We start from the raw sequence: 26,390 nt of genomic DNA, 5'->3' as shown, positions 1-26,390 counted from the left end.
ACTCAACGCGCCGCTTCAATCAGGCGGGCAATCCCGTCAAAGCCCAGCCGCCGTGCATGCTGCAGGGCGTTCAATCCATCCTTGTCGATCAGCGCCGTGTTGGCGCCCGCCGCCAGCAGGCGCTGCACCACGGCCGTGTGCCCTTGCATGACCGCCAGGATCAGTGGCGTGCGCCCGGCCGCGTCGGCCGCATTGAGCGGCGCGCCTTGCTGCAGCAGCCGATCGAGTTGCGGCAGGTCGGCATTGCGGGCCGCTTGCAGCAGGGGGCCGGCAAGGCCCAGTGCGCTGGCCGGTTCGGCGCGCAGGGCGCGCGCGGGGGCGGCGGATTTTTCCTGTCTTTGTTCTGCCGCCGCAGCGGCTGCAGCAGGGGCGGCCATGGCGGGTGCAGGCGCGGCTGCGGGTGCGGCTGCGGGTGCGGAGCGCGAAACGGGCGCTTCGCCCCGTGCCATGGGGGCTGCGGGCGCATCGGCCATGCGAGGGGAAGCGGTGAAGCCGGCGTTGTCTTGCGTCATGGCGCGGGGGGAGGGGGCGGGCGCGGCGGCGGCAGCAGGCGGGGGCGCTGCGCCGCCCAGGGTTCGCGCGCTGTCTGCCCCGGCTTTGGCGGCGGGCTTTGCGGGCGGCTCGGGCACCCATGGCGAGTCATTGCCTGCCGCTTTGGGTTTGGCCTCCCCTTGCGGCGCCTGGGGTGCAGGTGGTGTTTTGGGTGCTTGCGGTGTGGTGGTTACCGGGTCGGGCGCAGGTGCTGGCGCTGCTGCAGGTGCAGGTGCAGGTGCAGGTGCAGGTGCAGGTGCAGGTGCAGGTGCAGGTGCAGGTGCAGGTGCAGGTGTCGGTGTCGGTGTCGGTGTCGGTGCCGGTGCCGGTGCCGGTGCCGGTGCGGAAGGCGGCGCACTCGCGCTGGGCTGGCCAAATGCCAGGTCTTTTTCTTCGTCGCTGCCGCGGTCGAATTGCAGCACCAGCAAACCCGTCAGGCCCACCAGCGCCACGCTGGCCAGGGCGGAAATCTTCCAGCGCGACTGGTTGGCGGCAGATGACGTTGCCTTGACCTGCGGGGCCGCGCCTTGCGCCCGGGCGTCAATCATCATTTGTGCATGGGCGCGCACGGCAGCCTGCACATGCGCGCCGGGCCGGCGTGTGTCCCCGGCGCTCGCCTCGCGGTAGCGCGCTGTCAGCTCGTCGCCGGGCGGGCTGTGGTCGGGCTCTGTCATGCAAACTCCTGTAGCTGCTGGCGCAGGCTGTTTCGCGCGTAGCGCAGGCGGCTCTTGGCGGTTTCAAACGTCACACCGGTGGCCTCGGCGATACCCTCTACGCTCAGGCCCGCCTCGGCCTGCAGCAGGAAGGCCTCACGCTGCTCCAGCGGCAGCCGCTCCACCGCGGCAATCAGGGCCGCGGCCTGCTCGCGCGACTCCAGCTGCCGCACCGGGCCAAAACCCGAGTCGGCCGCCAGCGTGTCGGCGAGGCTGCCGCCTTCGTCGTCGTCACCCTCGTGCCTGTCGATGCTCACGTGCTGCTTTGCCGTGCGGAAGTGGTCGACCAGCCGGTTGTGCGCGATGGTGAAGAGCCAGGTCTTGAAGCGCGCCGACACGGCGTAGGTGGGCGCACTGCGCGCCACCGAAAACCACACGTCCTGCAGCAGGTCATCGGCCACGGCCTGGACCCGCACGCTGCGAAACACATAACGCCACACCCCCAGCTCGTGACGCGCATACAGCACATCGAAAGCCCTGATGTCGCCGCCCGCGTAGCGCAGCATCAGCGATTCGTCGCTTTCTTCTTGCGTTGCTGGGTCGATGGGCATGGGCCACATTATCACGGCGCAGAAAGCCATATACAGAGCCATCGCCAAACCTCTTCAACCCAGCATGAGCCGTGGAACCGGCTTTGCCGGGCCACAGGCGGGCGGCCCCCCCGGGGGGCAGGGAGCTACACGCAGTGAGCGACCGTGGGGGCTCAATTTGGGTCAGGGACATACGAGAAGCCGCGGGAGTCTGGAAAGGCGTTGGGAACGGGCGCCACCGGCGCCGCCGCAGCCGGCTGGGGGATCACGCCGCTGGCAATCAGGTTCTCGCGGCTGTCGTAGCGGATGCGGATGACCTCGTCGGGCTGGACTTGCCGGCGCACAAAAGTGGTCTGCGATGCGGCGGAGTTTTCGCGGGCGCCGTGGCCCGTGCCCAGTTTGGCGGCAGGTAGCGGAACTGCCGGGGGCCGGCTTTCGGCGGCGGAGGCCTCTGCGGCATTGCCGACGCGGTCGGCCTGCTCCGCCTGGCCCGCGACGGGCGCTTCCGGTGAAGCCTGGCGCGAGGCCGGCGGCCGCGAGAGGCTTCGGCGGTACCACTCGGGCACCTCACCCGGGCGGTCAAAGCGGGCAGGGTCCATAGGCTTTTGTACCACCGGCGGCTGCACTGCTGGCGCCTGCACCACCGGCTCGGGCTGCTGTTCCCTGAAAAGCGCCACACCGATCACGCCCACGTTGGCAGGCCGGCCGGTGCGGGCGGCGTAGGAATCTCCCAGCGCGGAAAACTCAAACGCGGCGACTTCGCTGCTGCTTTTGCGCCAGCCCGTCAGCCGGTATTGCTGCCCGGATGCAAACACATAGCCGGCCTGGTTCCAGGCGGCGGTCTGGCCGCTCACCACGTTCACGCCGTCAACGGCGGTCACGGCCAGCACGCGTTCTGTGGACTTGTTGTACACGGCAATCGCGTATTTGGCGCCAGCCTGGCCCGCCACCCAGTACTCACCGCCGTGGGAATAGACCGGCAGCGTCGCGCCGGTATTGCGGTCTATCACGGTGATGTCGGCCAGGCTGCCGACGGCATGCGCCGGCAAAACCCAGGCAGACAGGGCGAGCAGGGCGCAGGAGGCAAGAAGTTGGGGTTTCACGGGAAGCTCCAGAAAAGTGGTGGAGCTGGTTGAAACGAGGCGGCGCCGGAAATGGGGTTAAAGAAGGGCTAAAGAAGTGGCTAAAGAAAACCCGGAACGCCCCAAACCAGCCCAAAGCAGGCCTGGCCCCACAGGCACGGCGAAGCCCGGTGCGGGTGATTTGCTATCAATTCAGGAGCGAGTAGCCCAGGCGCCGTATGGGCTGGAGCACGATTTGGCTTGAAATCCAGGCTTCTGCGCGCCGGCCGCGGCGCAGCCGGCCGGCCTTATTTGCCGGGGATAAAAAATTTGTCGAACAGCACCGTCAAGGGCGCAAAGTCCAGCGTGAAGCGCTCGCGGTTGACGAAGTAGGCCTCGCAGGTCACGGCGAAGAACTCGCCCGGGGATTTGGCGGCGTAGTCGTCCAGCCAGGGCGGCTCGGCGCCGAAGCGCTTGGCCATCGCGACTTTTTCGCAAAACTCGTCGTAGGCCGGCTGCATCACCGAATGCCAGGAGGCATGGGCGCTGCGCGTGGGCAGGGGCGGGCAGCCGTCCGCCGCGCCGTCGCGCATGTCGATTTTGTGGACGAACTCGTGGATCACCACGTTGTGCCCCTGCTCGGCCGAGTTGCCGGCGTCGGCCACGTCCTGCCAGCTCAGGGTGACGGGGCCGCCCTGCATGGCTTCACCGAGCAGCGCCTCGCTGTAGTAGTGCACCACGCCCGCGTGGTCGGTGACCTCGCGGCGCGCGAGCATGGCGCCCGGGTGCACCACGATGCCCTTGAAGTCGTCGTACCAGCGCAGGCCCAGGTGCAGCACCGGCAGGCAGGCTTGCGCGGCAATGGCCACGGCCATTTCGTCGGTGACCTTCAGGCCGCGTGCGCCGCTGAATTCTTTTTGCTTGAGGAACTTGCCGGCCAGCGCGTGCAGTTCCTGCAGTTCGGCCACCGGGCGGCGCGCCAGAAAGGGGAAGCGCAGCAGCGTGTCCATCCACAGCGTGTCCGGAATGGTTTTGGTGGGGCCCTTGGAGCCGCCAAGCGTTCGTAACCAGTTCAGCATGGGGTGTCGATTGAAGTCAGGAGCAAAAAAGGTGGGGCTGCGAGGGTGAAAGTAAAAGGCAGGGGTGGAAAGAAAAATGAAAAGCGCGGCCTCGAGGATAGATCAGGCGAGCGTTATGCGCTGCAGCCCGGCTGAAGTCAAGCGCAGCACTTCGGCGCGCGGGGCCGGCGCGGCCAGGTCCCAGTCGCTGAGCACCACGCGCGAGTAGCCGCCGCCCAGATCGTGCACGGCCGGCTTGTGCGTGTGGCCGTGGATCAGTGTGTGCGACCCTGCGGCCTGCAGCCACTGGCGGGCCGCATCGGTGTCGACATCGGCGTACTGCACGCCCGACTTCTTGCGTGCTTCGCTTTGCGCGCGCAGCCCGCGGGCGATGCCCTGGCGCTCGGCCAGCGGCCTGGCGAGAAAGGCGCGCTGCCATTCATCGGTGCGCACCTGGCTGCGAAATTGCATGTAGTCGACATCGTCCAGGCACAGCGCGTCGCCGTGCGACAGCAGCCAGCGACGGCCCGTACCCGCGGGAAACACCAGCACGGCCGGGTCTGCCAGCAAGGTGGCGTTGCACAGGTCCATCAAGCCCTGGCCGACCAGGAAGTCGCGGTTGCCATGCATGAAAAAGAGCGCCAGCCGGCCGGCGGCCTCACCCATCACCTGCGCGCAACGCGCGTCAAAGCCGGCGGAGGGCGAATCCAGGTCGCCCTCGATCGCGTCGTCGCCCACCCAGACTTCAAACAGGTCGCCCAGGATGAAGACCGCGTCGGCGGGTGTGCTTTCAAGGTAGTGCTGCCAGGCCGCAAAGGTGGCCGGGTCCGAGGCCTGCAAATGCAGGTCCGAAATGAAATCGACCGTACGCCAGGACGGCGGCGCTACAAGCTCCGCCATCCCGGGTACGGCCTGTGGGGTGTTCACCGGCTGCTTCAGGCCAGCGCAACGGCTTTCTGGATGATCACGTCTTCCATCGGCACGTCGTCATGAAAGCCCTTGCGGCCCGTCTTGACGGCCTTGATCTTGTCGACCACATTCGTGCCGGCGACGACCTTGCCGAACACGGCATAACCCCAGCCCGATGCGTTGGGTGCGGTGTGGTTCAGGAAGCCGTTGTCGGCCACGTTGATGAAGAACTGCGAGCTGGCCGAGTGCGGTGCATTGGTGCGCGCCATGGCCACGGTGTAGTTGTCGTTCTTCAGGCCATTGTTGGCCTCGTTCTCGATCTCGCCGTCGGTGGGCTTTTGTTTCATGCCGGGTTCAAAGCCGCCGCCCTGCACCATGAAGCCGGGGATCACGCGGTGAAACACGGTGTTGGCGTAGTGGCCCTTGTTGACGTAGTTCAGGAAGTTGGCGACGGTCTTGGGCGCCTTGGCGGCGTCCAGCTCGAGGGTGATGACGCCGTATTCGGCAATGTGCAGTTCGACTTTGGGGTTGCTCATGATGGGGTCCTGAAGAGTGGGTCAAGCAATGGACTTAATTGACGAGGGTTGCTGATTTGATGAGGACGGGCGTCTTGGGGACGTCCGTCGGGAAGGGGCCGCCGGCGCCGGTCGGCACGCCCTTGATCTTGTTGATGACGTCCATGCCGCTCACGACCTTGCCGAACACGGTGTAGCCGTAGAGCTGGGGTGCATTGACGAGCTGGGCGCGCGGGGTGTTTTCATACACGCGGCCCTGGTATTCAAACCTGGGTACCGGGTCGCCCGGCGGGATGATGGTGGGGTTCAGGAAGTCGTTGTCCTTCACGTTGATGAAGAACTGCGACGAGGCGGAATTGGGGTCGTTGGTGCGCGCCATGGCCAGGGTGCCGACGACGTTTTTGGGGCCGCCTTTGGCAAGTGCTTCACGGCCTTCATGGGCAACGGGCGGGCGGGTTTTTTTCTCGGCGTAGGTGGCGTCGTAGCCGCCGCCCTGCACCATGAAGTTGCTGATCACGCGGTGAAAAATCGTGCCGTCGTAGTGTTTGTCCTTGACGTACTGCAGGAAGTTTTCGACGGTCTTGGGGGCTTTGTCGGGGTAGACCTCGACCACGAAGTCCCCTTCGCTGGTGACGAACTTCACCTTGGGTGCTGTTTGCGAGAGTGCAGGGCCGGCTGCAAGAGCCAGGCCTGCCGCAGCGGCGGCCAGCAAGGCGCGGCGCAAGGGCAAAAAGGCGGGATGAACTGCCATCAAATGGTTCCTTCGAAGAAAATTTTCCACTGGCTGCCCTGACGGACCCAGTATTGGCGCTTGGTGCGGCCGGTCTTGGCGCCTTTGACCAGCTCGCCAAAGGTTACCACCATCGTGTCGGTGCTGTCGGTCCAGCGCAGGTAAGACACATCCTTGAGCTGGATGTCGCGCCCGCCCAGCTGCTTGAGCTCGGTTTGCAGGGCCGGCGTCCATTCGGCCAGGGTCTTGCCGTAGCTGGTGAAGTCGGGTGCGTACCAGGCGGTGAGTTTGGCCATGTCGCCGCTGGTTTTGGCGCTGTGCCAGCTTTGCAGCACGTTCTCGAAAGACTTGCTGTCGGCGCTGAGCGACTGCGGCGCCACCCACTTGAGGCTGTGCGCGATGACCACGGGTGTGCTGCGCACCTCGACCGTGCGGATGATGCGTTCGAGGTCGGGGTTGGCCAGCACCACGCAACCGTCGGTGGACAGCGGCGCCCGCGAGAACTGCGCCGGCGGCGTGCCGTGCAGCCAGATGCCGCCGCCGGTCTTGCCGCGTTTGACATCGAGCTGGTTGGGGTAGTTGATGGGCAGGGCCCCCGAGCCGTAGAAGTCGCGCAGCGACTTGGGGTTCAGGTTGCTGGTGATGAAGTACACACCGACCGGCGTGCGCAGGTCGCCTTCGACGGATTTTTCGATACCCGACTTGCCGACCGAGATGTAGTAGTCGGCCACCAGCTTGAGGCCGGTGGCGGTGTTTTCAAACAGGTACAGGCGCGAGCGGGAAGCGTCGATCGCAATCGCATGCTTGTTGCGCGGCGACAGCGCCAGGAACTGCGAGGGAACCGTGCCGGGCGCCGGGCGTTCGCGCAGCGCGCGCAGGCGCAGCTGGGACTCCTGCCGCAGTTCGGCCAGCAAGGGCGCCGCGGCCCTGGAGGCCGTGTCTGGAGGGATATCGCCCATCGTGCGCACAGGGCGTGCAAAGCCCGACAGCAAGTCGCCATAGACGAGTTGCGCCAGCTGGAAGTTGGGGTGGTCCTTGACGAGGCCCTCGGCCTTTTGCAGCGCCTCGCGCGGCCTGGCCTGGCCGATCAGTTTGTAGATGTCAATGAGGCGGGCTTCGGCTTCGCCGTCGCGCGCTTCGCGCTGGGCGGGCGGGCGCGCGGCTTCCTTGTTCGACGCTGTGCGGGCGCGTTTTTCAGCGTGCGCAGGCGAAAGCGCCAGCAGCAGGCATGGCGCCATCAAGCAAAACGTTGAGACCGCCTTTTTCATGCGGGTTTCCACGGAAAATCGGCCGGCTACTACGGACAAAGACAGGCTGGAACGGAACACTTGGGTCAGGTCGGCCGCCGGCGATCAACCGCCTGTGGATTCCTTGACGATGACCCAGCGATCACCCACCTTGGCCAGCTCCAGCGTTTTGCGGCTGGAGATATTCAGCGAGTCTGCGCTGTAGTCCTGCTTGAATTTGGCGACGGCTTTGGCGCCCGTCACCGAGACGGTCATGTTGGAGAGCTTCACGCTGATGCTGTTTTTGCCGACGATGCGTGCGCGGCGGTCTTCTTCCCAGGCCTTGCGGGCCTGGTTGCCGGGCGGGTCGAAGTTCTGGCCGTAACTGGCGAGGTAGCCGCTCATGTCTTTGCCGGCCCATGCCTGTGCCCAGTTACGCACGGCCGCTTCAACTTCCTTGTCGGCGCCGGATGCGGCGGCAGGTGCTGCGGGCGTTGCCGCAGCAGCAGGCGCGGCGGCGGGCGTTGCCGCAGCGGGTGCGGCAGGTTTGGCTGCCGGTGCGGCCGCAGGCGCCGCGGCGGTGACCTGGCCGGACGCCTGGGCGCCGGTAGCGGGTTTGGCCTGGGCCTGGGGTTGGGCTTGCGGCTGGGCCTTGGCGTCAGCCGAGAAGAGGGTGCGGATCAGGGCCAGCTTGGGCGGCACGGCCGGGTTGGCGCCGTCCAGTTGCAGCGCCTTGCTGTAGGCCTGGCTGGCCAGGCGCGCATAGACGTCGCCCAGGTTTTCGTGCGCGGTGGCATAGCTCGGGTTGGTGCGAATCGCCATTTCAAGCGCGGCGCGGGCCTTGTCGAACTGGCTCTGGCCGGCGTAGAGCACGGCCATGTTGTTGTAAGGCTCCGGCAGCTCGGGGTAGTCTTCGGTGATCTTGGTAAAGGTGGCGATCGCGTCGTTGGTCTTGCCGGTTTCGGTCTGGATCACGCCCTTGAAGAAACGCATTTGCGGGTCGCGGGGTTTGCTGGCGAGGTATTGGTCCACCTTGGTCATCGCTTCAGCAAACTGGCCGGCGCGCATCAGGCGGCTGACGTCGGCGTAGTCGTCGGCATGCGCTGCGGACACCGACAGGGCGGCCGCCACGACCAGCATGCGCAGGGCTGCGGACAGGGGTTTGCGGGTAAAGAAGTTTTGCGTGGGCATAAGACACTCGCTGTTGTTTTGAAACCCCTCAGGGCCGTTTGGCGGCTTTTGGGTGGAAATCCCTATAAACAGCCGGTTTTTGAGGGGGCGTAAAGGCCGGCCCAACGCCGCCCGACGGGCTGGATATACTGCCTGATTGTAGCTGAGGGGGTATAGTTCAAGACCCCCGGGATTTCGCAGTTTTCGTTTTTACGCCACGTTTTTGCGCGTACGCCGAATGGCCCTTGCCCGCCTGAGGTGTCCGTGAGATAACCTTCCTTCGCTCCCCTCCAGCTTCCCGAGCTTCCCTGTTACCCAGACCCCCAGACCCAGCCTGACCGATAGTCGGGTGCCGGCCGACGCCGGGCCCCCGCCGCCACAATTTTCATGAGCCTTCGCATTTACAACACGCTGTCGCGTGCAGTGGAAGAATTTTCCCCCCTGGAGCCCGGCCACGTGCGCATGTATGTGTGCGGGATGACGATTTACGACCTGTGCCACATCGGCCATGCGCGCATGATGATGGCGTTCGACGTGGTCCAGCGCTGGCTCAAGGCCAGCGGCCTGCGCGTGACCTACGTGCGCAACATCACCGACATCGACGACAAGATCATCAAGCGGGCGGTCGAGCGCGGCATCACCATCCGCCAGCTGACGGACGAGATGATCGTGGCCATGCACCAGGACATCGGCGCGCTGGGCATCGAGCCGCCGTCGCTGGAGCCGCGCGCCACCGAATACGTGCCGCAGATGCTGGGCATGATCGCCACCCTGGAAGAAAAAGGCCTGGCCTACAAGGGCTCCACCGGCGACATGAATTACGCGGTGCGCAAGTTTCCCGGCTACGGCAAGCTCTCCGGCAAATCCCTGGACGAGCTGCGCGCCGGCGAACGCGTGGCGGTGCTGGACGGCAAGGACGACCCGCTGGACTTCGTGCTCTGGAAAAGCGCCAAGCCCACCGAGCCCGACGACGCCAAGTGGGACAGCCGCTACGGCCCCGGACGGCCGGGCTGGCACATCGAATGCTCGGCCATGAGCTGCCAGACGCTGGGCGAGACTTTCGATATCCACGGCGGCGGCGCCGACCTGCAGTTTCCGCACCACGAAAACGAGATCGCCCAGAGCGAAGGCGCCAACGGCAAGCCGCTGGCCAATTTCTGGGTGCACAACGGTTTTGTGCGGGTGGACAACGAAAAGATGTCCAAGTCGCTGGGCAACTTCTTCACCATCCGTGAAGTGCTGGCCAAGTACGACGCCGAAACCGTCCGCTTCTTCATCGTGCGCGCGCATTACCGCAGCGCCCTGAACTACAGCGACGCCCACCTGGACGACGCCCGCAATTCGCTCAAGCGCCTCTATACCGCGCTGGCCGGCGTCACGCCGGAGGCGGTGGCCATCGACTGGTCCAGCCCCTTCGCCGCCCGCTTCAAGGCCGCGATGGACGAAGACTTCGGCACGCCCGAAGCGGTGGCTGTGCTGTTCGAGCTGGCAGGTGAAGTCAACAAGACGCGGTCTGCCAGCCTGGCGGGTCTGCTCAAAAGCCTGGGCGGCTGCCTGGGCTTGCTGCAGGGCGACCCTGGCGCTTACCTTCAGGCCGGCGCCGGCCTCGACGAGAGCAGCATCCAGGGCCTGATCGCAGAGCGCGCCGCCGCCAAGGCCGCCAAAAACTTCGCCGAAGCCGACCGCATCCGCCAGGATTTGCTGGCCAAAGGCATCGTACTCAAAGACTCGCCCACCGGCACGACCTGGGAGGCCCAGTCGTGAGCCTTGTTGGTCATTTCGGCCTCCAGCCCAAGCGCAGCGTGGGCTGATCGCTATGAAAAAGATAGTAAAGAGCGGTCCCGGCAGCGTTGAGCTGGCCGAAGTCCCCGAGCCGGCCACCACGGTGCCGGAGTACTGGGCGGACGCCTGCAAGCACCTCGTCAAAAAAGACCGGGTCATGAAGCGGCTGATTCCGCAGTTTGGCGACGCCTGCCTGCAGGCCCGGGGCGATGCCTTCAGCACGCTGGCGCGCAGCATCGTCGGCCAGCAGATTTCCGTGAAAGCCGCCCAGAGCGTCTGGGCAAAGTTTTCGGCCCTGCCCAAAAAAGTCACTCCGGCCAATGTGCTGAGGCTCAAGGTCGACGACATGCGTGCGGCTGGCCTGAGCGCCCGCAAGGTCGAGTACCTGGTGGATTTGTCGATCCATTTCGACGCCGGCACCGTCCACGTGAAGGACTGGCAGGCCATGGACGACGAGGCCATCATTGCCGAACTGGTCGCCATTCGCGGCATTGGCCGCTGGACGGCCGAGATGTTTTTGATCTTCTACCTGATGCGCCCCAACGTCTTGCCGCTGGACGACGTCGGCCTGATCAGCGGCATCAGCCAGAACTATTTTTCCGGTGAATCCGTCAGCCGGAGCGACGCGCGCGAGGTGGCCGCCGCCTGGGCGCCGTACTGCAGTGTCGCAACTTGGTATATTTGGCGCTCTCTGGACCCACTACCCGTTTTGGGCGCCGAGCAGAATTGACTTTTTGAAGAAGCCCTGAGGAGCAGCACATGGCGAAGAAGACCTTCCTCGATTTCGAGCAACCGATCGCGGAGCTTGAAGGAAAAATTGAAGAACTGCGCTACGTACAGACCGAGTCGGCCGTTGATATCTCTGAGGAAATCGACCAGCTGGCCAAAAAGAGCCAGCAACTCACCAAAGACATCTACAGCGACCTGACGCCCTGGCAGATCACCAAGATCGCCCGCCACGCGGAACGCCCCTACACCCTGGACTACGTCAACGAAATCTTCACCGATTTTGTCGAGCTGCACGGCGACCGGCACTTTGCCGACGACCTGTCCATCGTGGGCGGCCTGGCCCGCTTTAACGGCACCGCCTGCATGGTGCTGGGCCACCAGAAGGGCCGCGACACCAAGGAACGCGGCCTGCGCAACTTCGGCATGAGCAAGCCCGAGGGCTACCGCAAGGCCTTGCGCCTGATGAAAACCGCCGAGAAGTTCAAGCTGCCGGTGTTCACCTTTGTCGACACGCCCGGCGCCTACCCCGGCATCGACGCCGAAGAGCGCGGCCAGTCCGAGGCCATCGGCCGCAACATCTTCGAGATGGCGCAACTCGAAGTGCCCATCATCACCACCATCATCGGAGAAGGCGGCTCCGGCGGCGCGCTGGCCATTTCGGTGGCCGACCAGGTCGTGATGCTGCAGTATTCGATCTATTCCGTCATCAGCCCTGAAGGCTGCGCTTCCATCTTGTGGAAGACCTCCGACAAGGCGCAGGAAGCCGCCGAGGCCCTGGGCATCACCGCGCACCGGCTCAAGGCCCTGGGCGTGATCGACAAGATCGTCAATGAACCCGTGGGCGGCGCCCACCGCGACCACAAGCAGATGGCCGCTTTCCTCAAACGCGCCCTCAACGATGCCTTCCGCCAGGTCAGCGACCTGAAGGTCAAGGAACTGCTGGACCGCCGCTACGAGCGCCTGCAAAGCTACGGACGCTTCACCGACACCAAGGCCGACGCCGGCAAGTAAGCCCGCGACAAGGCCCCCGGCCCCGAAGCCAAACAAACCATGGCCAGCCTGTCCGACCAGGAGATCAGGCACTACCGGGAGCAGGGCTATGTCATCCCGCAGTTCCGGCTGGACGACGGCTGGGTGCGGCGCATGCAGGACGCCCTCAATACCCTGATCCGCGACAACCCCGGCGTGCGGCCCGAAAAGCTTGTCAGCGCCCATATTGAAGGCCGCAACGACGAAGGCGTGCGCGGCAGCCGCGATTTCTTCGACCTGGCCATGAATACCGACATCGTCGACCTGGTGGCCCAGGCCATCGGCCCCGACGTGATCCTCTGGGGCTGCCACGTGTTCTGCAAGCCCGCCAGCGAAGGCTATGAAACGCCGTGGCACCAGGACGGCCACTACTGGCCCATCCGGCCGCTGGCAAACTGCACCGTCTGGGTGGCACTGGAGCCGAGCACTCGCGAAAACGGCTGCCTGCGCGTGATCCCCGGATCGCACAGCGGCAAACAACTCCACCCCCATCTGCACGAAGACCGCACCGACCTGACGCTGAACCAGCGCATGGCCGACGGCAGTTTTGACGAAAACGATGCGGTCGACCTGGAGCTGCAGCCCGGGCAGATGTCGCTGCACGACATCTACATGATCCACGGCGCCAAGGCCAACACCTCCGGCATCCGCCGCACCGGCGTGGCGCTGCGCTACATGCCCGGCACCTCGCTGTTTGACCGCAGCCTGCGGCCGGCCGACGGCAAGACCGGCGTGGCCGTCAGTTTTGCGACGCGGCCGCTGTGGCTGCTGCGCGGTGAAGACAAAACCGGCCGCAATGACTTCACGGTGGGCCACCGTGGCGCATAAAGGCGCCGCACAAGAACCGGGCCTGCCTGACGCACTGAGTTCTTTTTCACCCGGCCTGCCGCTGGCCGTGGCGCTCAGCGGCGGCGCCGACTCCGTGGCCTTGCTGGTGGCCTGCGCCGAAAAATGGCCCGGGCAGGTGTACGCAATCCATATCCACCATGGCCTTCAGGCAGCGGCTGATGACTTTGAGCGGCACTGCGCCGCCCTGTGCGCACAGTTGAATGTGCCCTTGATCATCCAGCGTGTGGATGCCCGCCACGCTGCCGGCGAGAGCCCGGAAGACGCGGCACGCAAGGCACGTTACAAGGCTTTTAGTGCTGCAGCCAAGGAGGGGCATGGACTTGTTGCTATCAAAGATATAGCAATTGCCCAACATGCCGATGACCAGGTGGAAACCATTTTGCTGGCGCTGTCACGCGGCGCCGGGCTGCCGGGGCTGGCTGCCATGCCGGCGCGCTGGGAGCGGGACGGCATCACTTACCACCGCCCCCTGCTCACTGTGCCCGGGGCGCTGCTGCGCGCATGGCTGCGGGAGCGCGGCATCGCCTGGGTGGAAGACCCGACCAACACCGATGAGCGCTTCACGCGCAACCGGATCCGGGCCCGGCTGCTGCCCGCGCTGGAAGAGGTTTTCCCGCAGTTTCGCGAGACCTTTGCCCGCAGCGCCCGGCATTCGGCGCAGGCCCAGGCGATGCTGGTCGAGGTGGCGCAGCAAGATCTCGCGGCGGTCGGCTCGCCGCCGGTGATCAAGGCCTTGCAAGCACTGACGGCGCCACGGCGAGCCAATGTGTTGCGTCACTGGTTGCTGCAGTTACAGGCCACGCCCAGCGCGGCGCAGCTGGAGCAACTGCAGCAGCAAATCGCCGCCTGCACCACACGCGGCCACCAGATTCACCTCAAGGTGGCGACCGGGCATGTGACACGGGACGGCGCGGTGCTGCAGTACACCGCGGCAGCAGATAAGCCGGCCTAACTAGGTAGTAGTCCTAGGTATAATTGAAGGCTTTGCTGGTGGCTTTGGCTACCCGCATCAGGGCGTTCTGCATACAGGCGCCCGGGCCTCAAACCAACTTCCTGATTGACATCCTGCAATGGCATTGATCGTTCATAAATACGGCGGCACGTCGATGGGCTCCACCGAGCGCATCCGCAACGTGGCCAAACGCGTGGCCAAGTGGGCGCGCGCCGGCCACCAGATGGTCGTCGTTCCCAGCGCCATGAGTGGCGAAACCAACCGTTTGCTGGGACTGGCCAAAGAGCTGGCCCCCACCAAACCGGGCGACGCCTACAGCCGCGAGCTGGACGCCCTGGCCGCCACCGGCGAGCAGGCCTCCAGCGCATTACTGGCGATTGCGCTGCAAGCCGAAGGCATGCAGGCCGTGAGCTACGCCGGCTGGCAAGTCACCATCAAGACCAACAACGCCTACACCAAGGCCCGCATTGAGTCGATCGACGACGAGCGCGTGCGCGGCGATTTGAACGCCGGCAAGGTCGTCATCATCACCGGCTTCCAGGGCGTAGACGATGGCGGCAACGTCACCACGCTGGGCCGCGGCGGCTCCGATACTTCGGCCGTGGCCGTGGCGGCTGCGCTCAAGGCGCATGAATGCCTAATCTACACCGACGTCGACGGCGTCTACACCACCGACCCGCGCGTCGTGCCCGAGGCGCGCCGCCTGCACACCGTGAGCTTCGAAGAGATGCTGGAGATGGCCTCCATGGGCTCCAAGGTGCTGCAGATCCGCTCGGTCGAATTTGCCGGCAAATACAAGGTGCCGCTGCGCGTGCTGTCCAGCTTCACCGAATGGGACATCGACATCAACGAAGAAGCCAAGTCAGGCACTTTGATCAGTTTTGAGGAAGACGAAAACATGGAACAAGCCATCGTATCGGGCATCGCATTTAACCGCGATGAAGCCAAAATCTCCGTGCTCGGCGTGCCCGACACCCCCGGCATTGCGTACCAGATCCTGGGTGCCGTGGCCGACGCCAACATCGAAGTCGATGTGATCATCCAGAACATCAGCAAAGACGGCAAAACCGACTTCAGCTTCACCGTTCACCGCAACGACTACTCCAAGGCCGTCGACCTGCTCAAAACCCAGGTCCTGCCCAAGCTGGGCGCGCAGGAAGTCACCGGCGACGCCAAGATCTGCAAGGTCAGCATCGTCGGCATCGGCATGCGCAGCCACGTGGGCATCGCCAGCAAGATGTTCCGCGTCCTGAGCGAAGAGGGTATCAACATCCAGATGATTTCCACCAGCGAAATCAAGACCTCCGTCGTCATCGACGAAAAGTACATGGAACTCGCCGTACGCGCCCTGCACAAGGCTTTTGACCTGGACCAGCCGACCGTCTGAAAACGGCCCGCAAGTCGTGAGATAATCGATTTATTGGAAACGTGACCGAGTGGCCGAAGGTGCTCCCCTGCTAAGGGAGTATGGGGTGTAGAGCCTCATCGAGGGTTCGAATCCCTCCGTTTCCGCCAAGACTACCGACTCTCTCCGCAAGGAGGAGTCGGTTTTTTTATGTCCTAGAAGGCTCTGCAGGGAACCGTCTATTTCGTCTGCGCGGAGCGGGCTAGGTTCACCAAGCGATCAACAGCTGACTCTGTTGAGTTCCGCTGAAGCCTGACCCGATCTTTCCATCAAATCTTGACCCACACTCTTTGTGAGCAGAGAGTGCTCACGGTGTGGATAAGTTCTTGATCTTCTCCTTTTTGGGCTGAGTCTGTGTGGATCTGCCTCAAAGTGCGCCGCTGTTTCCGCGATTTTGTTGCCTCGATTCCCAGCCAGGTGGCCAGCTTCTCAGCGTAGGGATCGAGCTTGCTTGAGCTGACCCGCCTTGCGTACCTGGGCTCAGCCTCATCGGACCGAAGGTACTTCTTTACTGTGTTGCGAGCCAGGCCTGTACGCCTTGCAATCTCGCGGATGGACAACTGATCTCTCAATGCCCACCGCCTGATGACATTCAATGTCGCCACGTCTATCACTCCTAATTTCCCTCTGCTTTTAAAACAAGCAGAGTAGTGCCTACGTGGGTCAGGTTTCGATGGAAATTACTGCTCTAACCGGGTCAGATTTCGACGGCATTCAACAACGATTCTATAAATCGACTGCCTCACACTTCGCCAGCATAGAAAGCCGCCTTTGGGCGGCTTTCTTGCGTCAGATGGAATGTGACCCGGCTCTTCAGGCTCAAGCAACCAAAGACGCCGCAAGCTCACCCACCTTCGCCAAAGTCGCCTCACGCTGCGCAATCGGCCGGCTGGTCCCGGTGAGATACGCCGCCACCACGACGGGCGCGCGGCCAGGCGGCCAGAGGATGCCGACGTCGTTGGTGGAGCCGTGGCCTCCCGTGCCTGTTTTGTCGCCTACGCGCCAGCCGGGCCGCAGCAGGGCGCGCAGGCGGGTGTCGCCGGTTTTGTTGTCTAGCAGCCATTGCGTCATCTGTTTGCGTGATGCTTCGGACAGGGCTGTGCCTAGAACGATCTTCTGGATGGTGCTCACCATCGCGTCGGGCGTTGTGGTGTCTCGTTTGTCGCCGGCTGTGGCTTCGTTGAGGCTGGGTTCGTTGCGGTCCAGGCGGGTCATGGTGTCGCCGAGGGAGCGGGTATAGGCCGTGAGGCCCGCGGGGCCGCCGAAGCTTTCCAGCAGCAGGTTGCCTGCCGCGTTGTCGCTGAGGGTGACGGTGGCTTCGCACAGTTGCGCGATGGTGATGCCCTGTGTGCCGACGTACTGCTTCGTGGTGGGCGAGTGGGTGATGATGTCGCTTGGCTTGACGATGATTTTGCGGTCCAGCTGTTCCTGGCCCTTGTCTACGCGATGCAGTATGAGTGCGGCGGCCAGCAGCTTGAAGGTGCTGCACATGGGGAAGCGCTCGCCGGCGCGATAGCCCCAGCGGGCGCCGTTGCCGGTCTCGAGAATGCTGACGCCCAATCTGCCGCCGCTTTCGCGTTCAATGGCTTGCAGGCGTGCGGTGACTGCGCCGGTGCCCAATGATTTCTGGGCATAGGCCGAAACCCCGGCGCCGGCCATGATGGCTCCGAGTGCACCTGTAAATTGCCTTCTTTGCATTGATTCTCCTTGGTGATGGGTGAAATTAATTGACGCAGTCCGGGAACGATAAGGAAAACCTGCCAAGCCCACAAACGGCAATAATCAGGGTGACTCATAAGTAAATCTTGGGCTAACGACCATGCACCTTCCCCTGAATGCCCTGCGCGCTTTTGAGGTGTCCGCCCGGCACCTGAGCTTCACGCGCGCCGCCGACGAGCTCAACGTGACGCAGACCGCGATCAGCCAGCATGTCAAAAATCTTGAAGAGCGCATGGGCGTGCCGCTGTTTCGGCGGCTGCCGCGCGGCTTGGCCTTGACGGATGAAGGTTTGGCCTTGTTGCCTGCCCTGGCTGAATCGTTTGGCCGCATTGGCGCCCTGATCGAACAGTTCCGCGACGGCCGCTTTCGTGAAGTGTTGACGGTGGGCGCGGTCGGCACGTTCGCCGTGGGCTGGCTGATCCCGCGCCTGGCGCAGTTTCAGGAGGCGCATCCGTTTGTGGATTTCCGGCTCTTTACCAACAACAACCGCGTTGATCTGGCGGGCGAGGGCCTGGACTACGCCATCCGTTTTGGTGACGGCGCCTGGCACGGCACCGAAGCCGAGCCGCTGTTTGCCGCGCCGCTGTCGCCGGTGTGCGCACCGGCCATCGCATCCCGTTTGCGTGAGCCTGCGGACCTGGCGGGTGAGCTGCTGCTGCGCTCTTATCGGTCGGATGAATGGGTCAACTGGTTTGCCGCAGCGGGTGTGGATTCTCCCGTTGTCAGGGGCACCGTGTTTGATTCGTCATTGACGATGGCGGAAGCGGCGGTACAGGGCGCGGGCGTGGCGCTGCTGCCGGTGAACCTGTTCGCGCGTGAACTGCGGGCCGGCCGTCTGGTCAGGCCATTCGCGATTGAGATTGAAAACGGCAGCTACTGGCTCACCCGCTTGAAGTCAAAACGAACGACCCTGGCGATGAATGTTTTTCGCGACTGGTTGCTGGCTTCAACGGCGCCCGGCGCGCCAGTGTCCTGACACCCCAGCACCGCGCACGATAATTGCTCTAGCCCTTCCAGTACGAACGCCCACCGGAACCTGCCATGCGCCTGCGCCACATTGAAGTTTTCAACGCCGTCATGCTGACCGGCAGCGTGAGCGGGGCGGCCCGGTTGATCAATGTCACCCAGCCGGCCGTCAGCCGCATCCTGCAGCACGCTGAACTGCAACTGGGCTTTGCCCTTTTCCAGCGCACCAAAGGCCGGCTCACGCCGACCTCTGAAGCCCTGACGCTGTACCCGCATATCGAACGGCTGTTTGCGCAACTCGACGAAGTGCAGCGCCTGGCCGCCAACCTCAAGACCGGTGAAAGCGCCAAAGAGTTGCGCATCCTCACGGTGCTGGCGTTGAGCTATGAAATCTTGCCGCACGCCATCAAGCTCTTTCGCGTCAAGCATGCCGACGTGGCCATCACCTTGCAGGCGCTGCATTCGCCGCAAATCGTCTCGGCGCTGGCTTTGCAGGAGGCCGACGTCGGCTTCCTCTTCAGCCCCGTGGCGCATTCAGCACTGGCGCAGGAACACCTGGCCGACGGCCGCATGGTGTGTGTGGCGCCCAAGGGCATGCTGCCTGCGCGCCTGGTCAAGCGCGGCAACGTGGCATTGGCAGACCTCACCAAAGTCCCGGTGGTCGGGCTCGACGTGCTCGACCCGGTGGGCCGCAGCCTCAACCAGGCTTGCCGCGAAGCCGGTGTGGGGCTGGAGTTTCACATCACCGTGCAGACCTATCACTCGGCGCTCGCGCTTGCGCACCACGGCCTCGGTGTGGCGGTGATCGACACCTGCACCGCCGCCTCGGCCGACCCGAGCCGGGTCGATGTGCTGGAGCTGGAGCCGCTGATCCCCGTGCCCATCAAGGCCTTGCTGCCTGCGGGCAAGCCGGGCTCGGTGGTGGTCAGGGCTTTTGTGCGCTGCTTCCAGCAGGCGCTGACGCAACGCGCCTGAAACTCCAGGCGTGGCCTGCTTCTCTCTTCGCAAGTAACAGCGCGGAACCGGCTTTGCCGGGCCGCTGCTGTTGCCCCTGCGGGGGATCCGGCTACACGAAGTGAGCCGAGAAGGGGGTAACTCAATACAACAGCGCGGAACCGGCTTTGCCGGGCCGCTGCTGTTGCCCCCTGCGGGGGGATCCGGCTACACGAAGTGAGCCGAGAAGGGGGAGGGGAAATCAGCGGGCCATCATGCGGCTGATGCGCTGGGCCGAGCCGAAAGCCAGCGTGAACCCGAGCGCCCCGTGGCCGGTGTTGAACAGCAGGTTGTGCGGGCCCTTCGCATGCAAGCCAATCACCGGCAGGCCGGTCGGCGTGGCCGGGCGCATGCCGGCCCAGGGGCTGAGGCTGTCAAACGTGCTGGAGGCCGGAAAGAGCGTTTGCGTTGATGCTTTGAGCGACGCAATCTGCGCCGGGTCGACGGTGCTGTCGTAGCCCGAGAGCTCCGCCATGCCGGCGACCCGCATGCGCGAGCCGATGCGGGCAAACACCACCTTGCGCGCGCTGTCGGTCACGCTGACTGTCGGGGCGGCGTCCGGCTCGGGCGCGACGTCCACCGTGATGCTGTATCCCTTGAGCGGGTACACCGGCAGGTGCACGCCCACGGTGCCGGCCATGCGGGCTGACTCAGCGCCCAGCGCCATCACAAAGCGGTCGGCTTCGATGTGGCCTTGCTGCGTGGCCACCGCCGCGATGGATTTGCCGCGCAGCACCAGCTGGTCGACCTGCGTGCCCAGCAAAAAACGCACGCCACGGCGGCGCAGTACCTCCATCAAGCCGTCGCAGGTTTTCTGGCAATCGGCGGCGCATTCGCCGGGCGTGTAGATCGCGCCGGCGATCTGGCCGTGGCGGCTTTTTAATGCGGGCTCGATCTCCACGCAGCGATCCGCGTCAACCGCCTCCTGGGTGCTGCCCAGTTCGCGCTGCAGCAGCATCTGGCGTTGCGCGCCGGCAAACGCTGCTTCGTCCGAATACAGCACCAGCTTGCCGGTGGCCGAGAAATCGCAATCGAGTTTTTCCTCAAGCATCATCGCGTCGAAAGACTGCCGGCTCAGCGCCGCCAGCGTCAGCAGGTAGCCGGTGGTGTCGCGCGAGGTTTTGCTGTTGCACGCGGCCAGAAAGCGCGCGCCCCACAGCCATTGATGGACGTCCAGGCGCGGGCGCAGCTTCAGCGGGGAAGAGGGCGACAGCAGCAGCTTGGGCAACTGGCGCCAGATGCCCGGGTCGGCCAGCGGCTGCACATAGGAGTAGCTCAGCTGCGCGCCATTGCCGCCGCTGGCGCCGCTACCGGGCGTGGCCCGGTCCACCACGGTGACCTCATGGCCTGCGCGGTGCAGGCTGTAAGCCGTAGCCAGACCGACGATTCCCGCACCCAGCACACACACATGCATAACAGCCCTTTTGTTCCTTGGATGAGCGCAACTTTACGCAGCGCGCGCCGGTTTGAACAATGCTGAATTCGCCCAAGGCCATGACTTTCGGTTATGCCCTTGTCTGTGTCTTGTGACCCAAAAAGAAACAGGCGCGGAGCCCTAAGGGACAACCCTGCCACGCAGGGGCGCTCTTGGGTAAACCATGAGTTTTGGTCATGGGATTGCCGCGAAAATGAATGACACGGCTGGCGTTGCGCTTCCTACACTAGCGATGCCAGTTAGCGATGTCAGTTCCCCGAAACTACCAACCCTGCCCCCGAAAGGACAAGCATGAAATTCTCGATTCTCATGACCGCCGTGCTGATGACAGCCGGCCTGGCCACCACCGCCGGCGCGCAAACCGTGCCGACGCTGAAAAAGGTTGCCGACAGCAACAAGATCACCGTTTCCTACCGTGAGGCATCGGTTCCGTTCAGCTACCTGATCGGCTCCAAGACCTCGGTGGGTTTCTCGGCGGAACTGACCGAAGCCATCATCGACGACGTGCGCAAGAAGGTGAAGAAGCCCAACCTTGAAGTCGCCTACATGCCCGTGACGTCGCAAAACCGCATCCCGCTGCTGGTCAATGGCACCTACGACCTGGAGTGCGGCTCGACCACCAACAACATCGCACGCGGCAAAGACGTGGCCTTCGCGATCAACCACTTCTACACCGGCACGCGCCTGCTGGTCAAAAAATCGTCCGGCATCAAGAACTACGCCGACCTGGCCAAAAAGACGGTTGCCAGCACCACCGGCACCACCAACGCCCAGGTGATCCGCAAGTACAGCGCCGACAAGAAACTCGACATGCAGCTCATCCTGGGCAAAGACCATGACGACTCGCTACTGCTGGTCGAAAACGACCGCGCCCTGGCTTTCGCCATGGACGACATCCTGCTGTTCGGCCTGATGGCCAACTCCAAGAACCCGGCGTCGCTGGAAGTCGTGGGCGACTCCCTGCAGGTTGAGCCCTACGCCTGCATGCTGCGCAAGGACGACCCCGAGTTCAAGAAGCTGGTCGACGGCACCATCATGCGCCTGATCAAGTCGGGTGAATTCGCCAAGATGTACGCCAAGTGGTTCACCTCGCCGATCCCCCCGAAAGGCGTGAACCTGAACCTGCCGATGAGCGAAGAACTCAAGGCCAACCTGAAAGCGCTGAGCGACAAGCCGGCGATGTAAATGCCAGGCGGGAGCGCCGCGCGCCGCTCCTACTTGCATTGACCGCTGCCGCGCCGGATCAGGCCGGCAGCTTTTCTTCCCCCTTAAAAACCCAGCCCGGAGCCTTTGCGCTCCCGTGGATGGGTGCGCGCGGAATTTTGTTTTGGAGTTCAAGCCATGAGCAGCACTGAAAGGCAGGGCCTGCACAGGACCCGCGTCGTCGGCATCCTGGGCGGCATGGGCCCGGCGGCCGGCGCCGACTTTGCGCGGCTGTTTGTCCAGGCCTGTGCGGACCACATGCGCTCGCTGCAGATTCCCGTATCTGACCAGGCGTTTCCCGAGCACTGGCTGGCCCAGGTGCCGGTGCCCGACCGCAGCACCGCGCTGGGCTTGCCCGGCCCCGGCGGCCACCAGCCGCTGGACCCGATGCTGCACGCCATGGGCAAGCTGGCGGCGCTGGGCGCCACCACCGTGGCGGTGGCCTGCAACACGGCGCATGCCTGGCACGGCCAGTTGCAGGAGCGCTTTCCGCAGCTCGAAGTGCTGCACGTGGCGCGTGAGGTGGCCGAGACCCTGGCCGCCCGCGGCGTGCGTGAGGTCGGCCTGCTGGCTACGGAAGGCACTTACCGCGCGGGTCTTTACGACCAGGCGCTGCGCCAGGCCGGGCTGCAATGCCACATTCCTTCGCCGGCCGAGCGTGAGCGTGTGATGCGCGGCATTTACGACGGCGTGAAAGTGGGCGACATGGCCCTGGCGCACGCGTGCTTTGCGGGCGTGGCCAAAGACCTGGCGGCGCGGCACGGGCTTTCAACCCTGGTGCTGGGCTGCACCGAGATCCCGCTGGCGCTCAGCGCGGTGCCGGGGATGGATGGGCTGGACCTGGTGGACCCGGCGGCCCTGCTGGCACGGGCGCTGGCGCAGCGGGCTTATGCGGCGGCGTAGGTTCGGCGGCCCAGGTTTTATAAGGAAAATCGGCCTCTAGCCTAATACGTGCCTTGGCTTATAGCTATCAAAAAGATAGCGATGCAGGATCGAAGCGCCTAGTCGGCCGACGCGCTCCAGCGGTTGTTCCAGGCTTTGTCCAGCGTGCGGCGGTCGCGTTTGGTGGGGCGGCCGTGCTCCTGGCTGCCGGCCGGGTCGCCGGCCAGGCGGCGCTGCTCGGCGGCCTCGGCTTTGAGGCGCAGGCTTTCTTCCGTCTCTTCATACAGCTGCTGGGCGATGGGCGCCGCGCCGCGCTGGCTGCTGATGCCGCGCACCGTCAGCGTGCGCTGCACCGGGCCTTGCCGCAGCGTCACCGTGTCGCCCGCCTTGACTTCACGTGCGGGCTTGGCTTCCACGCCGTTGACGTGCACGCGTCCCTTGTCGATTTGCTCCACGGCCAGCGCACGGGTCTTGTAGAAACGGGCGGCCCACAGCCATTTGTCGATCCGCAATTTATCCAGTTTGTCCATTGACGCTTATTTTCGCCCACTGCGTCATGCCCCGCGTAGGAGGCCGCCTCAAGCTCACGTCGCGGGCAGGCGGACGGTCGCGTCCAGGCCGGTGACCCGGCCATGCACCACCCGGTTTTCCAGCGAAATGCCGCCATGCATGGCCTCGGTGATCTCGCGGCAGATGGCCAGGCCCAGGCCGGAGCCGTGGCGCACATTGCCGGCTGAAAACGGCTGGTACAGCCGCGCCGCCAGCTCGGCCGATATACCCGGCCCGCTGTCGCTGACGGTCAGGGCGACGTAGCTGGCGTCGCGCACGATGCGCACCGACAGCGTGCCGCCGGCGGGTGTGTGCTTGATGGCGTTGTGCAGCAGGTTGCGGGTGAGCTCGCCCAGCATCCACTCGTGCGAGGTCACCAGCGCCGGCACGGTTTCAATCTCGAAGTCGATGTCTTTGTCGGCGATCAGCGGCGCGACATCCAGCGCGACGGCGCGCACGATCTGCGCCAGGTCGATGGCTTTGAGGTCAGCCTGCTGGCGCAATTGCTCGACCTTGGCCAGCGCCAGCATCTGGTTGGCCAGCACGGTGGCGCGGTCGACCGTCTGGTTGACTTCGGCGAGCGCGCCCTGCGCGTCCATGTCGCCGCGCAGCGCGGACTGCACCTGCACCTTGAGCACCGCCAGCGGCGTGCGCAACTGGTGCGCCGCGTCGCGCACAAAACGTTTCTGGTGGTCCAGCAGGTGCTGCAGCCGGCCCATCACCTGGTTGGTGGCCTCGATGAGCGGCAGCAGTTCGCGCGGTGCATCGGCGGCGGCAATCGGCGTCAGGTCGCCCTCGTGGCGCGCCTGCAATTCAGCGCTGAGCCGGCGCACCGGCCGTGTGGCGCGCTGCACCACGACCACGACCACCATGGCGATCACCGCCAGCAGCACGGCCTGGCGCCACAGGGTGTCAAAAAGGATCTTGCGCGCCAGCGTCTGGCGCAGCTCCAGCGTTTCGGCCACCTGGATCACCGCCATGGCGCGGCCGTTGGAGCTGGCCACCGGCTGCAGCAGCACGGCCACGCGCACGGGCTGCTCGCGAAACTCGTCGTCGTAAAAGTCGACCAGCGCCGAGTAGGGCGGGCGCATGGGAATCTTGCCGCGCCAGAAAGGCAGCTGCGCAAAACCTGAAATCATCTTGCCGTCCAGGCTGGACACCCGGTAGAACAGCCGGCTCTGGTTGTCGGCCTCAAACGCCTCCAGCGCGGCGTAGGGTACGGTCACGCGCAGCTCTGATTGCTCGTCGTAGCCCGTCACGCCCAGTTGCTCGCCGATGGATTTGGCCGACGCCAGCAACGTGCGGTCGTACGCGGTGTTCACCGCGGAGAGCGCCTGGCGGTAGAGACTGGCGGTGTTCACGATGATTAGCACGCCGACGGGCAGCAGGATGCCGGTCAATAAATACCGCCTAAGCGATATTGCCCCCGCGCTTTTCACTTCGTGTAATGCGCTGCCCCGTTCCCCCATGCTCCGGGGCTCGTTTCCTTGGGGCGGCCCGGCGGAAAATTGATCGCCCAATTCGGTCTCCGGTGTCTCGGAACTCATGCCGTCACCTTCAGCAAGTAGCCCAAACCGCGCAGCGTGACCAGCGTCACGCCGGTGTGGGCCAGCTTTTTGCGCAGACGGTAGACCACCACTTCCACCGCTTCATATTGCACGTCAACCTCGCCGGGAAACACCAGTTCGAACAGCCGCTCTTTGGACACCGCGTGGCCGGGCTTGCTGATCAGCGACTGCAGCAGGGTCAGCTCGCGCGGCGTGAGCTCCAGCACTTCGTCGCGGTGGTAAATCGCGCCGCTATCTTTTTCATAGCGCAAACTCCCTACGGTTATTGGGCTGGAGCCCGATTCGGTGCCTGTCCCTGTACCTGTTCCCGGCGCCGGGCGGCGGCGGCTCAGGGCGCGCAGCCGGGCCTCCAGCTCGTCCAGGTCGAAGGGTTTGGGCAGGTAGTCGTCGGCGCCGGTGTTCAGGCCGATGATGCGGTCGCCCACGGTGCCGCGGGCGGTGAGGATGAGCACCGGCGTGGTCAGGCCCTGGCCGCGCGCCTGCTCCAGCACCTGCAGGCCGTCCAGGCCGGGCAGCGTCAGGTCCAGCACCACCACGTCCGGCTGCGTGGCCGTCCATTGCGCCAGCGCCTGGCGCCCGTCGGCGCAGACAACCACCTCCATGCCGCGCCGGCCCAGCGCGCGCTGCAGCGCCGCCTGCATCGAGGCGTCGTCTTCTATCAGCAGCAGCTTCACGGCGGGTGTCATGTGAGGGTTTGCAACGCAGTGTTAACAGACGTTGGTAAGGATGCAGCAAGGATGCAACAAGGGTGCGGGCAAGGAAGGCGTCAGGAGGCCCAGACATTAGCACTTTCCCCAGTCCGGCCGGACAGCCGTTTGACAGGCAGCGGGTGCATGATAGGCAGGTTATCAGCCCCAAGCGCCCATGCGCCTGCCATGCGCGTATTCCAACAGGAGACATCTTCATGCGTCGCGATACCTTCCTCAAATCCATGGCGGCCCTGGCCGCAACCGGTGCCTTTCCCCTGTCGGCCTTTGCGGCCGCCAACGTCAAAATGATGATCCCGGCCAACCCCGGCGGCGGCTGGGACACCACCGGCCGCGCGCTGGGCAAGGCGCTGACGGACGCCAAGGTGGCCGACACCGTGACCTACGACAACAAGGGCGGCGCCGCCGGCGCGCTGGGCCTGGCCCAGTTCGTCAACGGCTCCAAGGGCGACCCCAATGCGCTGATGGTGATGGGCGCCGTGATGCTGGGCGGCCTGATCACCGGCAAGCCGCCGGTCAGCCTGTCGCAGGCCACGCCGATCGCCCGGCTCTCGAGCGAATACAACGTCTTTGTGCTGCCCGCCAATTCGCCCTTCAAGACCATGAAGGACGTGGTCGAGCAGCTCAAGAAAGACCCCGGCAGCGTGAAGTGGGGCGGCGGCTCGCGCGGCTCCACCGAGCACATCGCGGCGGCCATGATCGCGCAGAAGGTCGGCGCCGACCCGTCCAAGATCAACTACGTCGCCTTTCGCGGCGGCGGTGAGGCCACGGCGGCCATCCTGGGCGGCAACGTCTCGGTGGGCGGCAGCGGCTACAGCGAGTTCGCCGAATACATCAAGGCCGGCAAGATGCGCGCCATCGCCGTCACGTCGGGCAAACGCCTGGAGGGCGTGGATGTGCCCACGCTCAAGGAGCAGGGCATCGACGTTGAAATCGGCAACTGGCGCGGCGTGTACGGCGCGCCCGGCATCACGGCCGAGCAGCGCAAGGCCCTGACCGACATGGTGCTGGCGGCGCTCAAGTCGCCGGCCTGGGCCGAGGCCGTCAAGAAGAACGACTGGACGCCCGCCGTGCTGTCGGGCGACGCGTTTGCCAAATTCGTCGACGACGACTTTGCCGCGCTGCGCGCCACCATGGTCAAGTCCGGCATGGTCTGAGCCGTGGACCGACCCGGGCCCG

General features: G+C 64.8%; 25 protein-coding genes, 1 tRNA gene and 1 pseudogene. 12 read left to right on the top strand and 15 right to left on the bottom strand.

All coding sequences use genetic code 11. The annotated features are described in order from the left end of the window. Window positions 1-2: 2 nt before the first annotated feature. The 9 genes from DT070_RS20095 to DT070_RS20055 form a co-directional block, all read right to left on the bottom strand. On the bottom strand, window positions 3-1,205 hold the full coding sequence (locus DT070_RS20095) for an ankyrin repeat domain-containing protein (RefSeq protein ID WP_122956993.1): 1,203 nt from the start codon (window positions 1,203-1,205) through the stop codon (window positions 3-5). Beyond that, entirely contained in the window at window positions 1,202-1,795 is a 594-nt protein-coding gene (locus tag DT070_RS20090; RefSeq protein WP_164483786.1) for a sigma-70 family RNA polymerase sigma factor, read from the bottom strand. The genes DT070_RS20095 and DT070_RS20090 overlap by 4 nt, the downstream gene beginning before the upstream one ends. 152 nt (window positions 1,796-1,947) lie before the next feature. After that, window positions 1,948-2,877 (bottom strand): hypothetical protein, encoded by a 930-nt coding sequence (locus DT070_RS20085; protein ID WP_122956992.1) that lies wholly within the window; start codon window positions 2,875-2,877, stop codon window positions 1,948-1,950. 266 nt (window positions 2,878-3,143) lie between these two features. Continuing rightward, a complete protein-coding gene (locus DT070_RS20080; protein ID WP_122956991.1) occupies window positions 3,144-3,914 on the bottom strand; it encodes a zinc-dependent peptidase in 771 nt (256 codons plus the stop codon). Window positions 3,915-4,016: 102 nt separating this feature from the next. Then, a complete protein-coding gene (locus tag DT070_RS20075) occupies window positions 4,017-4,793 on the bottom strand; it encodes a UDP-2,3-diacylglucosamine diphosphatase (RefSeq protein ID WP_122956990.1) in 777 nt (258 codons plus the stop codon). 35 nt (window positions 4,794-4,828) lie between these two features. Continuing rightward, window positions 4,829-5,338, bottom strand: coding sequence for a peptidylprolyl isomerase (locus tag DT070_RS20070; protein WP_122956989.1), 510 nt, complete (start codon window positions 5,336-5,338; stop codon window positions 4,829-4,831). Window positions 5,339-5,372: 34 nt separating this feature from the next. Further along, window positions 5,373-6,068 carry a peptidylprolyl isomerase gene (locus DT070_RS20065; RefSeq protein WP_122956988.1) on the bottom strand — a complete coding sequence of 232 codons (696 nt, stop codon included), beginning with the start codon at window positions 6,066-6,068 and terminating at the stop codon, window positions 5,373-5,375. After that, window positions 6,068-7,315: a L,D-transpeptidase family protein gene (locus tag DT070_RS20060; protein WP_122956987.1), complete on the bottom strand. Its 1,248-nt coding sequence runs from the start codon at window positions 7,313-7,315 to the stop codon at window positions 6,068-6,070. The genes DT070_RS20065 and DT070_RS20060 overlap by 1 nt, the downstream gene beginning before the upstream one ends. Window positions 7,316-7,399: 84 nt before the next feature. Further along, on the bottom strand, window positions 7,400-8,464 hold the full coding sequence (locus tag DT070_RS20055) for a tetratricopeptide repeat protein (RefSeq protein WP_228778636.1): 1,065 nt from the start codon (window positions 8,462-8,464) through the stop codon (window positions 7,400-7,402). Window positions 8,465-8,830: 366 nt separating this feature from the next. Between DT070_RS20055 and cysS the strand changes: the two genes are divergently transcribed. The 7 genes from cysS (at window position 8,831) to DT070_RS20020 (ending at window position 15,299) form a co-directional block, all read left to right on the top strand. After that, window positions 8,831-10,207 (top strand): cysteine--tRNA ligase, encoded by a 1,377-nt coding sequence (cysS, locus tag DT070_RS20050; RefSeq protein ID WP_122956986.1) that lies wholly within the window; start codon window positions 8,831-8,833, stop codon window positions 10,205-10,207. A 52-nt stretch (window positions 10,208-10,259) separates the two neighbouring features. Then, window positions 10,260-10,955, top strand: a complete 696-nt coding sequence (locus DT070_RS20045) for a DNA-3-methyladenine glycosylase (protein WP_122956985.1) — start codon at window positions 10,260-10,262, stop codon at window positions 10,953-10,955. A 29-nt stretch (window positions 10,956-10,984) separates the two neighbouring features. Beyond that, window positions 10,985-11,965: an acetyl-CoA carboxylase carboxyltransferase subunit alpha gene (locus DT070_RS20040; protein ID WP_092131429.1), complete on the top strand. Its 981-nt coding sequence runs from the start codon at window positions 10,985-10,987 to the stop codon at window positions 11,963-11,965. Between the two features lie 39 nt (window positions 11,966-12,004). Continuing rightward, window positions 12,005-12,811 (top strand): phytanoyl-CoA dioxygenase family protein, encoded by an 807-nt coding sequence (locus DT070_RS20035; protein ID WP_122956984.1) that lies wholly within the window; start codon window positions 12,005-12,007, stop codon window positions 12,809-12,811. Further along, entirely contained in the window at window positions 12,780-13,784 is a 1,005-nt protein-coding gene (gene tilS / locus DT070_RS20030; RefSeq protein WP_122956983.1) for a tRNA lysidine(34) synthetase TilS, read from the top strand. Before DT070_RS20035 ends, tilS begins: the two co-directional genes overlap by 32 nt. Window positions 13,785-13,902: 118 nt before the next feature. Continuing rightward, window positions 13,903-15,171: an aspartate kinase gene (locus DT070_RS20025; protein WP_122956982.1), complete on the top strand. Its 1,269-nt coding sequence runs from the start codon at window positions 13,903-13,905 to the stop codon at window positions 15,169-15,171. Between the two features lie 35 nt (window positions 15,172-15,206). After that, window positions 15,207-15,299 (top strand) — tRNA-Ser (locus DT070_RS20020). 225 nt (window positions 15,300-15,524) lie between these two features. Here DT070_RS20020 and DT070_RS20015 read toward each other — a convergent pair. Further along, a pseudogene (locus DT070_RS20015) lies at window positions 15,525-15,803 on the bottom strand (IS21 family transposase); the annotation flags it as partial. A 205-nt stretch (window positions 15,804-16,008) separates the two neighbouring features. Further along, entirely contained in the window at window positions 16,009-16,887 is an 879-nt protein-coding gene (gene bla, locus DT070_RS20010; RefSeq protein ID WP_122956981.1) for a class A beta-lactamase, read from the bottom strand. A 121-nt stretch (window positions 16,888-17,008) separates the two neighbouring features. Between bla and DT070_RS20005 the strand changes: the two genes are divergently transcribed. Then, window positions 17,009-17,884, top strand: a complete 876-nt coding sequence (locus DT070_RS20005; RefSeq protein ID WP_122956980.1) for a LysR family transcriptional regulator — start codon at window positions 17,009-17,011, stop codon at window positions 17,882-17,884. A 65-nt stretch (window positions 17,885-17,949) separates the two neighbouring features. Continuing rightward, complete coding sequence (locus DT070_RS20000; RefSeq protein ID WP_122956979.1) at window positions 17,950-18,849, top strand: LysR family transcriptional regulator; 900 nt, start codon at window positions 17,950-17,952, stop codon at window positions 18,847-18,849. Window positions 18,850-19,069: 220 nt separating this feature from the next. Here DT070_RS20000 and DT070_RS19995 read toward each other — a convergent pair whose 3' ends face one another. After that, window positions 19,070-20,281: a D-amino acid dehydrogenase gene (locus tag DT070_RS19995; RefSeq protein WP_122956978.1), complete on the bottom strand. Its 1,212-nt coding sequence runs from the start codon at window positions 20,279-20,281 to the stop codon at window positions 19,070-19,072. 312 nt (window positions 20,282-20,593) lie between these two features. Between DT070_RS19995 and DT070_RS19990 the strand changes: the two genes are divergently transcribed. Both DT070_RS19990 and DT070_RS19985 read left to right on the top strand, forming a co-directional pair. Beyond that, entirely contained in the window at window positions 20,594-21,487 is an 894-nt protein-coding gene (locus DT070_RS19990) for a transporter substrate-binding domain-containing protein (RefSeq protein WP_122956977.1), read from the top strand. Between the two features lie 156 nt (window positions 21,488-21,643). Continuing rightward, window positions 21,644-22,408: an aspartate/glutamate racemase family protein gene (locus tag DT070_RS19985; RefSeq protein ID WP_194965979.1), complete on the top strand. Its 765-nt coding sequence runs from the start codon at window positions 21,644-21,646 to the stop codon at window positions 22,406-22,408. A gap of 98 nt (window positions 22,409-22,506) precedes the next feature. Here the strand turns inward: DT070_RS19985 and DT070_RS19980 are convergent, their stop codons facing one another. The 3 genes from DT070_RS19980 to DT070_RS19970 form a co-directional block, all read right to left on the bottom strand. Continuing rightward, window positions 22,507-22,917, bottom strand: coding sequence for an RNA-binding S4 domain-containing protein (locus DT070_RS19980; protein WP_122956976.1), 411 nt, complete (start codon window positions 22,915-22,917; stop codon window positions 22,507-22,509). 54 nt (window positions 22,918-22,971) lie between these two features. Continuing rightward, entirely contained in the window at window positions 22,972-24,405 is a 1,434-nt protein-coding gene (locus tag DT070_RS19975) for a sensor histidine kinase (RefSeq protein WP_122956975.1), read from the bottom strand. A gap of 74 nt (window positions 24,406-24,479) precedes the next feature. Further along, entirely contained in the window at window positions 24,480-25,190 is a 711-nt protein-coding gene (locus tag DT070_RS19970; RefSeq protein ID WP_122956974.1) for a response regulator transcription factor, read from the bottom strand. Between the two features lie 218 nt (window positions 25,191-25,408). On the opposite strand from DT070_RS19970, the gene DT070_RS19965 reads away from it, so the two are divergent. After that, the gene (locus DT070_RS19965; RefSeq protein WP_122956973.1) at window positions 25,409-26,368 is read left to right on the top strand and encodes a tripartite tricarboxylate transporter substrate binding protein; all 960 of its coding nucleotides are present in this window, start codon (window positions 25,409-25,411) and stop codon (window positions 26,366-26,368) included. The last annotated feature ends 22 nt before the right edge of the window (window positions 26,369-26,390 follow it).

The organism is Polaromonas sp. SP1, from assembly GCF_003711205.1.
Classification (GTDB): domain Bacteria; phylum Pseudomonadota; class Gammaproteobacteria; order Burkholderiales; family Burkholderiaceae_C; genus Polaromonas.
This window is presented reverse-complemented; position numbering and strand designations above follow the sequence as displayed.

What these genes read in the sequence shown, in the direction of transcription:
- DT070_RS20095 (WP_122956993.1), bottom strand. Translation starts at nt 1,205, where the DNA reads ATGACAGAGCCCGACCACAGCCCGCCCGGCGACGAGCTGACAGCGCGC.
- DT070_RS20090 (WP_164483786.1), bottom strand. Translation starts at nt 1,795, where the DNA reads ATGCCCATCGACCCAGCAACGCAAGAAGAAAGCGACGAATCGCTGATG.
- DT070_RS20080 (WP_122956991.1), bottom strand. Translation starts at nt 3,914, where the DNA reads ATGCTGAACTGGTTACGAACGCTTGGCGGCTCCAAGGGCCCCACCAAA.
- DT070_RS20075 (WP_122956990.1), bottom strand. Translation starts at nt 4,793, where the DNA reads ATGGCGGAGCTTGTAGCGCCGCCGTCCTGGCGTACGGTCGATTTCATT.
- DT070_RS20070 (WP_122956989.1), bottom strand. Translation starts at nt 5,338, where the DNA reads ATGAGCAACCCCAAAGTCGAACTGCACATTGCCGAATACGGCGTCATC.
- DT070_RS20065 (WP_122956988.1), bottom strand. Translation starts at nt 6,068, where the DNA reads ATGGCAGTTCATCCCGCCTTTTTGCCCTTGCGCCGCGCCTTGCTGGCC.
- DT070_RS20060 (WP_122956987.1), bottom strand. Translation starts at nt 7,315, where the DNA reads ATGAAAAAGGCGGTCTCAACGTTTTGCTTGATGGCGCCATGCCTGCTG.
- DT070_RS20055 (WP_228778636.1), bottom strand. Translation starts at nt 8,464, where the DNA reads ATGCCCACGCAAAACTTCTTTACCCGCAAACCCCTGTCCGCAGCCCTG.
- cysS (WP_122956986.1), top strand. Translation starts at nt 8,831, where the DNA reads ATGAGCCTTCGCATTTACAACACGCTGTCGCGTGCAGTGGAAGAATTT.
- DT070_RS20045 (WP_122956985.1), top strand. Translation starts at nt 10,260, where the DNA reads ATGAAAAAGATAGTAAAGAGCGGTCCCGGCAGCGTTGAGCTGGCCGAA.
- DT070_RS20040 (WP_092131429.1), top strand. Translation starts at nt 10,985, where the DNA reads ATGGCGAAGAAGACCTTCCTCGATTTCGAGCAACCGATCGCGGAGCTT.
- DT070_RS20035 (WP_122956984.1), top strand. Translation starts at nt 12,005, where the DNA reads ATGGCCAGCCTGTCCGACCAGGAGATCAGGCACTACCGGGAGCAGGGC.
- tilS (WP_122956983.1), top strand. Translation starts at nt 12,780, where the DNA reads ATGACTTCACGGTGGGCCACCGTGGCGCATAAAGGCGCCGCACAAGAA.
- DT070_RS20025 (WP_122956982.1), top strand. Translation starts at nt 13,903, where the DNA reads ATGGCATTGATCGTTCATAAATACGGCGGCACGTCGATGGGCTCCACC.
- bla (WP_122956981.1), bottom strand. Translation starts at nt 16,887, where the DNA reads ATGCAAAGAAGGCAATTTACAGGTGCACTCGGAGCCATCATGGCCGGC.
- DT070_RS20005 (WP_122956980.1), top strand. Translation starts at nt 17,009, where the DNA reads ATGCACCTTCCCCTGAATGCCCTGCGCGCTTTTGAGGTGTCCGCCCGG.
- DT070_RS20000 (WP_122956979.1), top strand. Translation starts at nt 17,950, where the DNA reads ATGCGCCTGCGCCACATTGAAGTTTTCAACGCCGTCATGCTGACCGGC.
- DT070_RS19995 (WP_122956978.1), bottom strand. Translation starts at nt 20,281, where the DNA reads ATGCATGTGTGTGTGCTGGGTGCGGGAATCGTCGGTCTGGCTACGGCT.
- DT070_RS19990 (WP_122956977.1), top strand. Translation starts at nt 20,594, where the DNA reads ATGAAATTCTCGATTCTCATGACCGCCGTGCTGATGACAGCCGGCCTG.
- DT070_RS19985 (WP_194965979.1), top strand. Translation starts at nt 21,644, where the DNA reads ATGAGCAGCACTGAAAGGCAGGGCCTGCACAGGACCCGCGTCGTCGGC.
- DT070_RS19980 (WP_122956976.1), bottom strand. Translation starts at nt 22,917, where the DNA reads ATGGACAAACTGGATAAATTGCGGATCGACAAATGGCTGTGGGCCGCC.
- DT070_RS19975 (WP_122956975.1), bottom strand. Translation starts at nt 24,405, where the DNA reads ATGGGGGAACGGGGCAGCGCATTACACGAAGTGAAAAGCGCGGGGGCA.
- DT070_RS19970 (WP_122956974.1), bottom strand. Translation starts at nt 25,190, where the DNA reads ATGACACCCGCCGTGAAGCTGCTGCTGATAGAAGACGACGCCTCGATG.
- DT070_RS19965 (WP_122956973.1), top strand. Translation starts at nt 25,409, where the DNA reads ATGCGTCGCGATACCTTCCTCAAATCCATGGCGGCCCTGGCCGCAACC.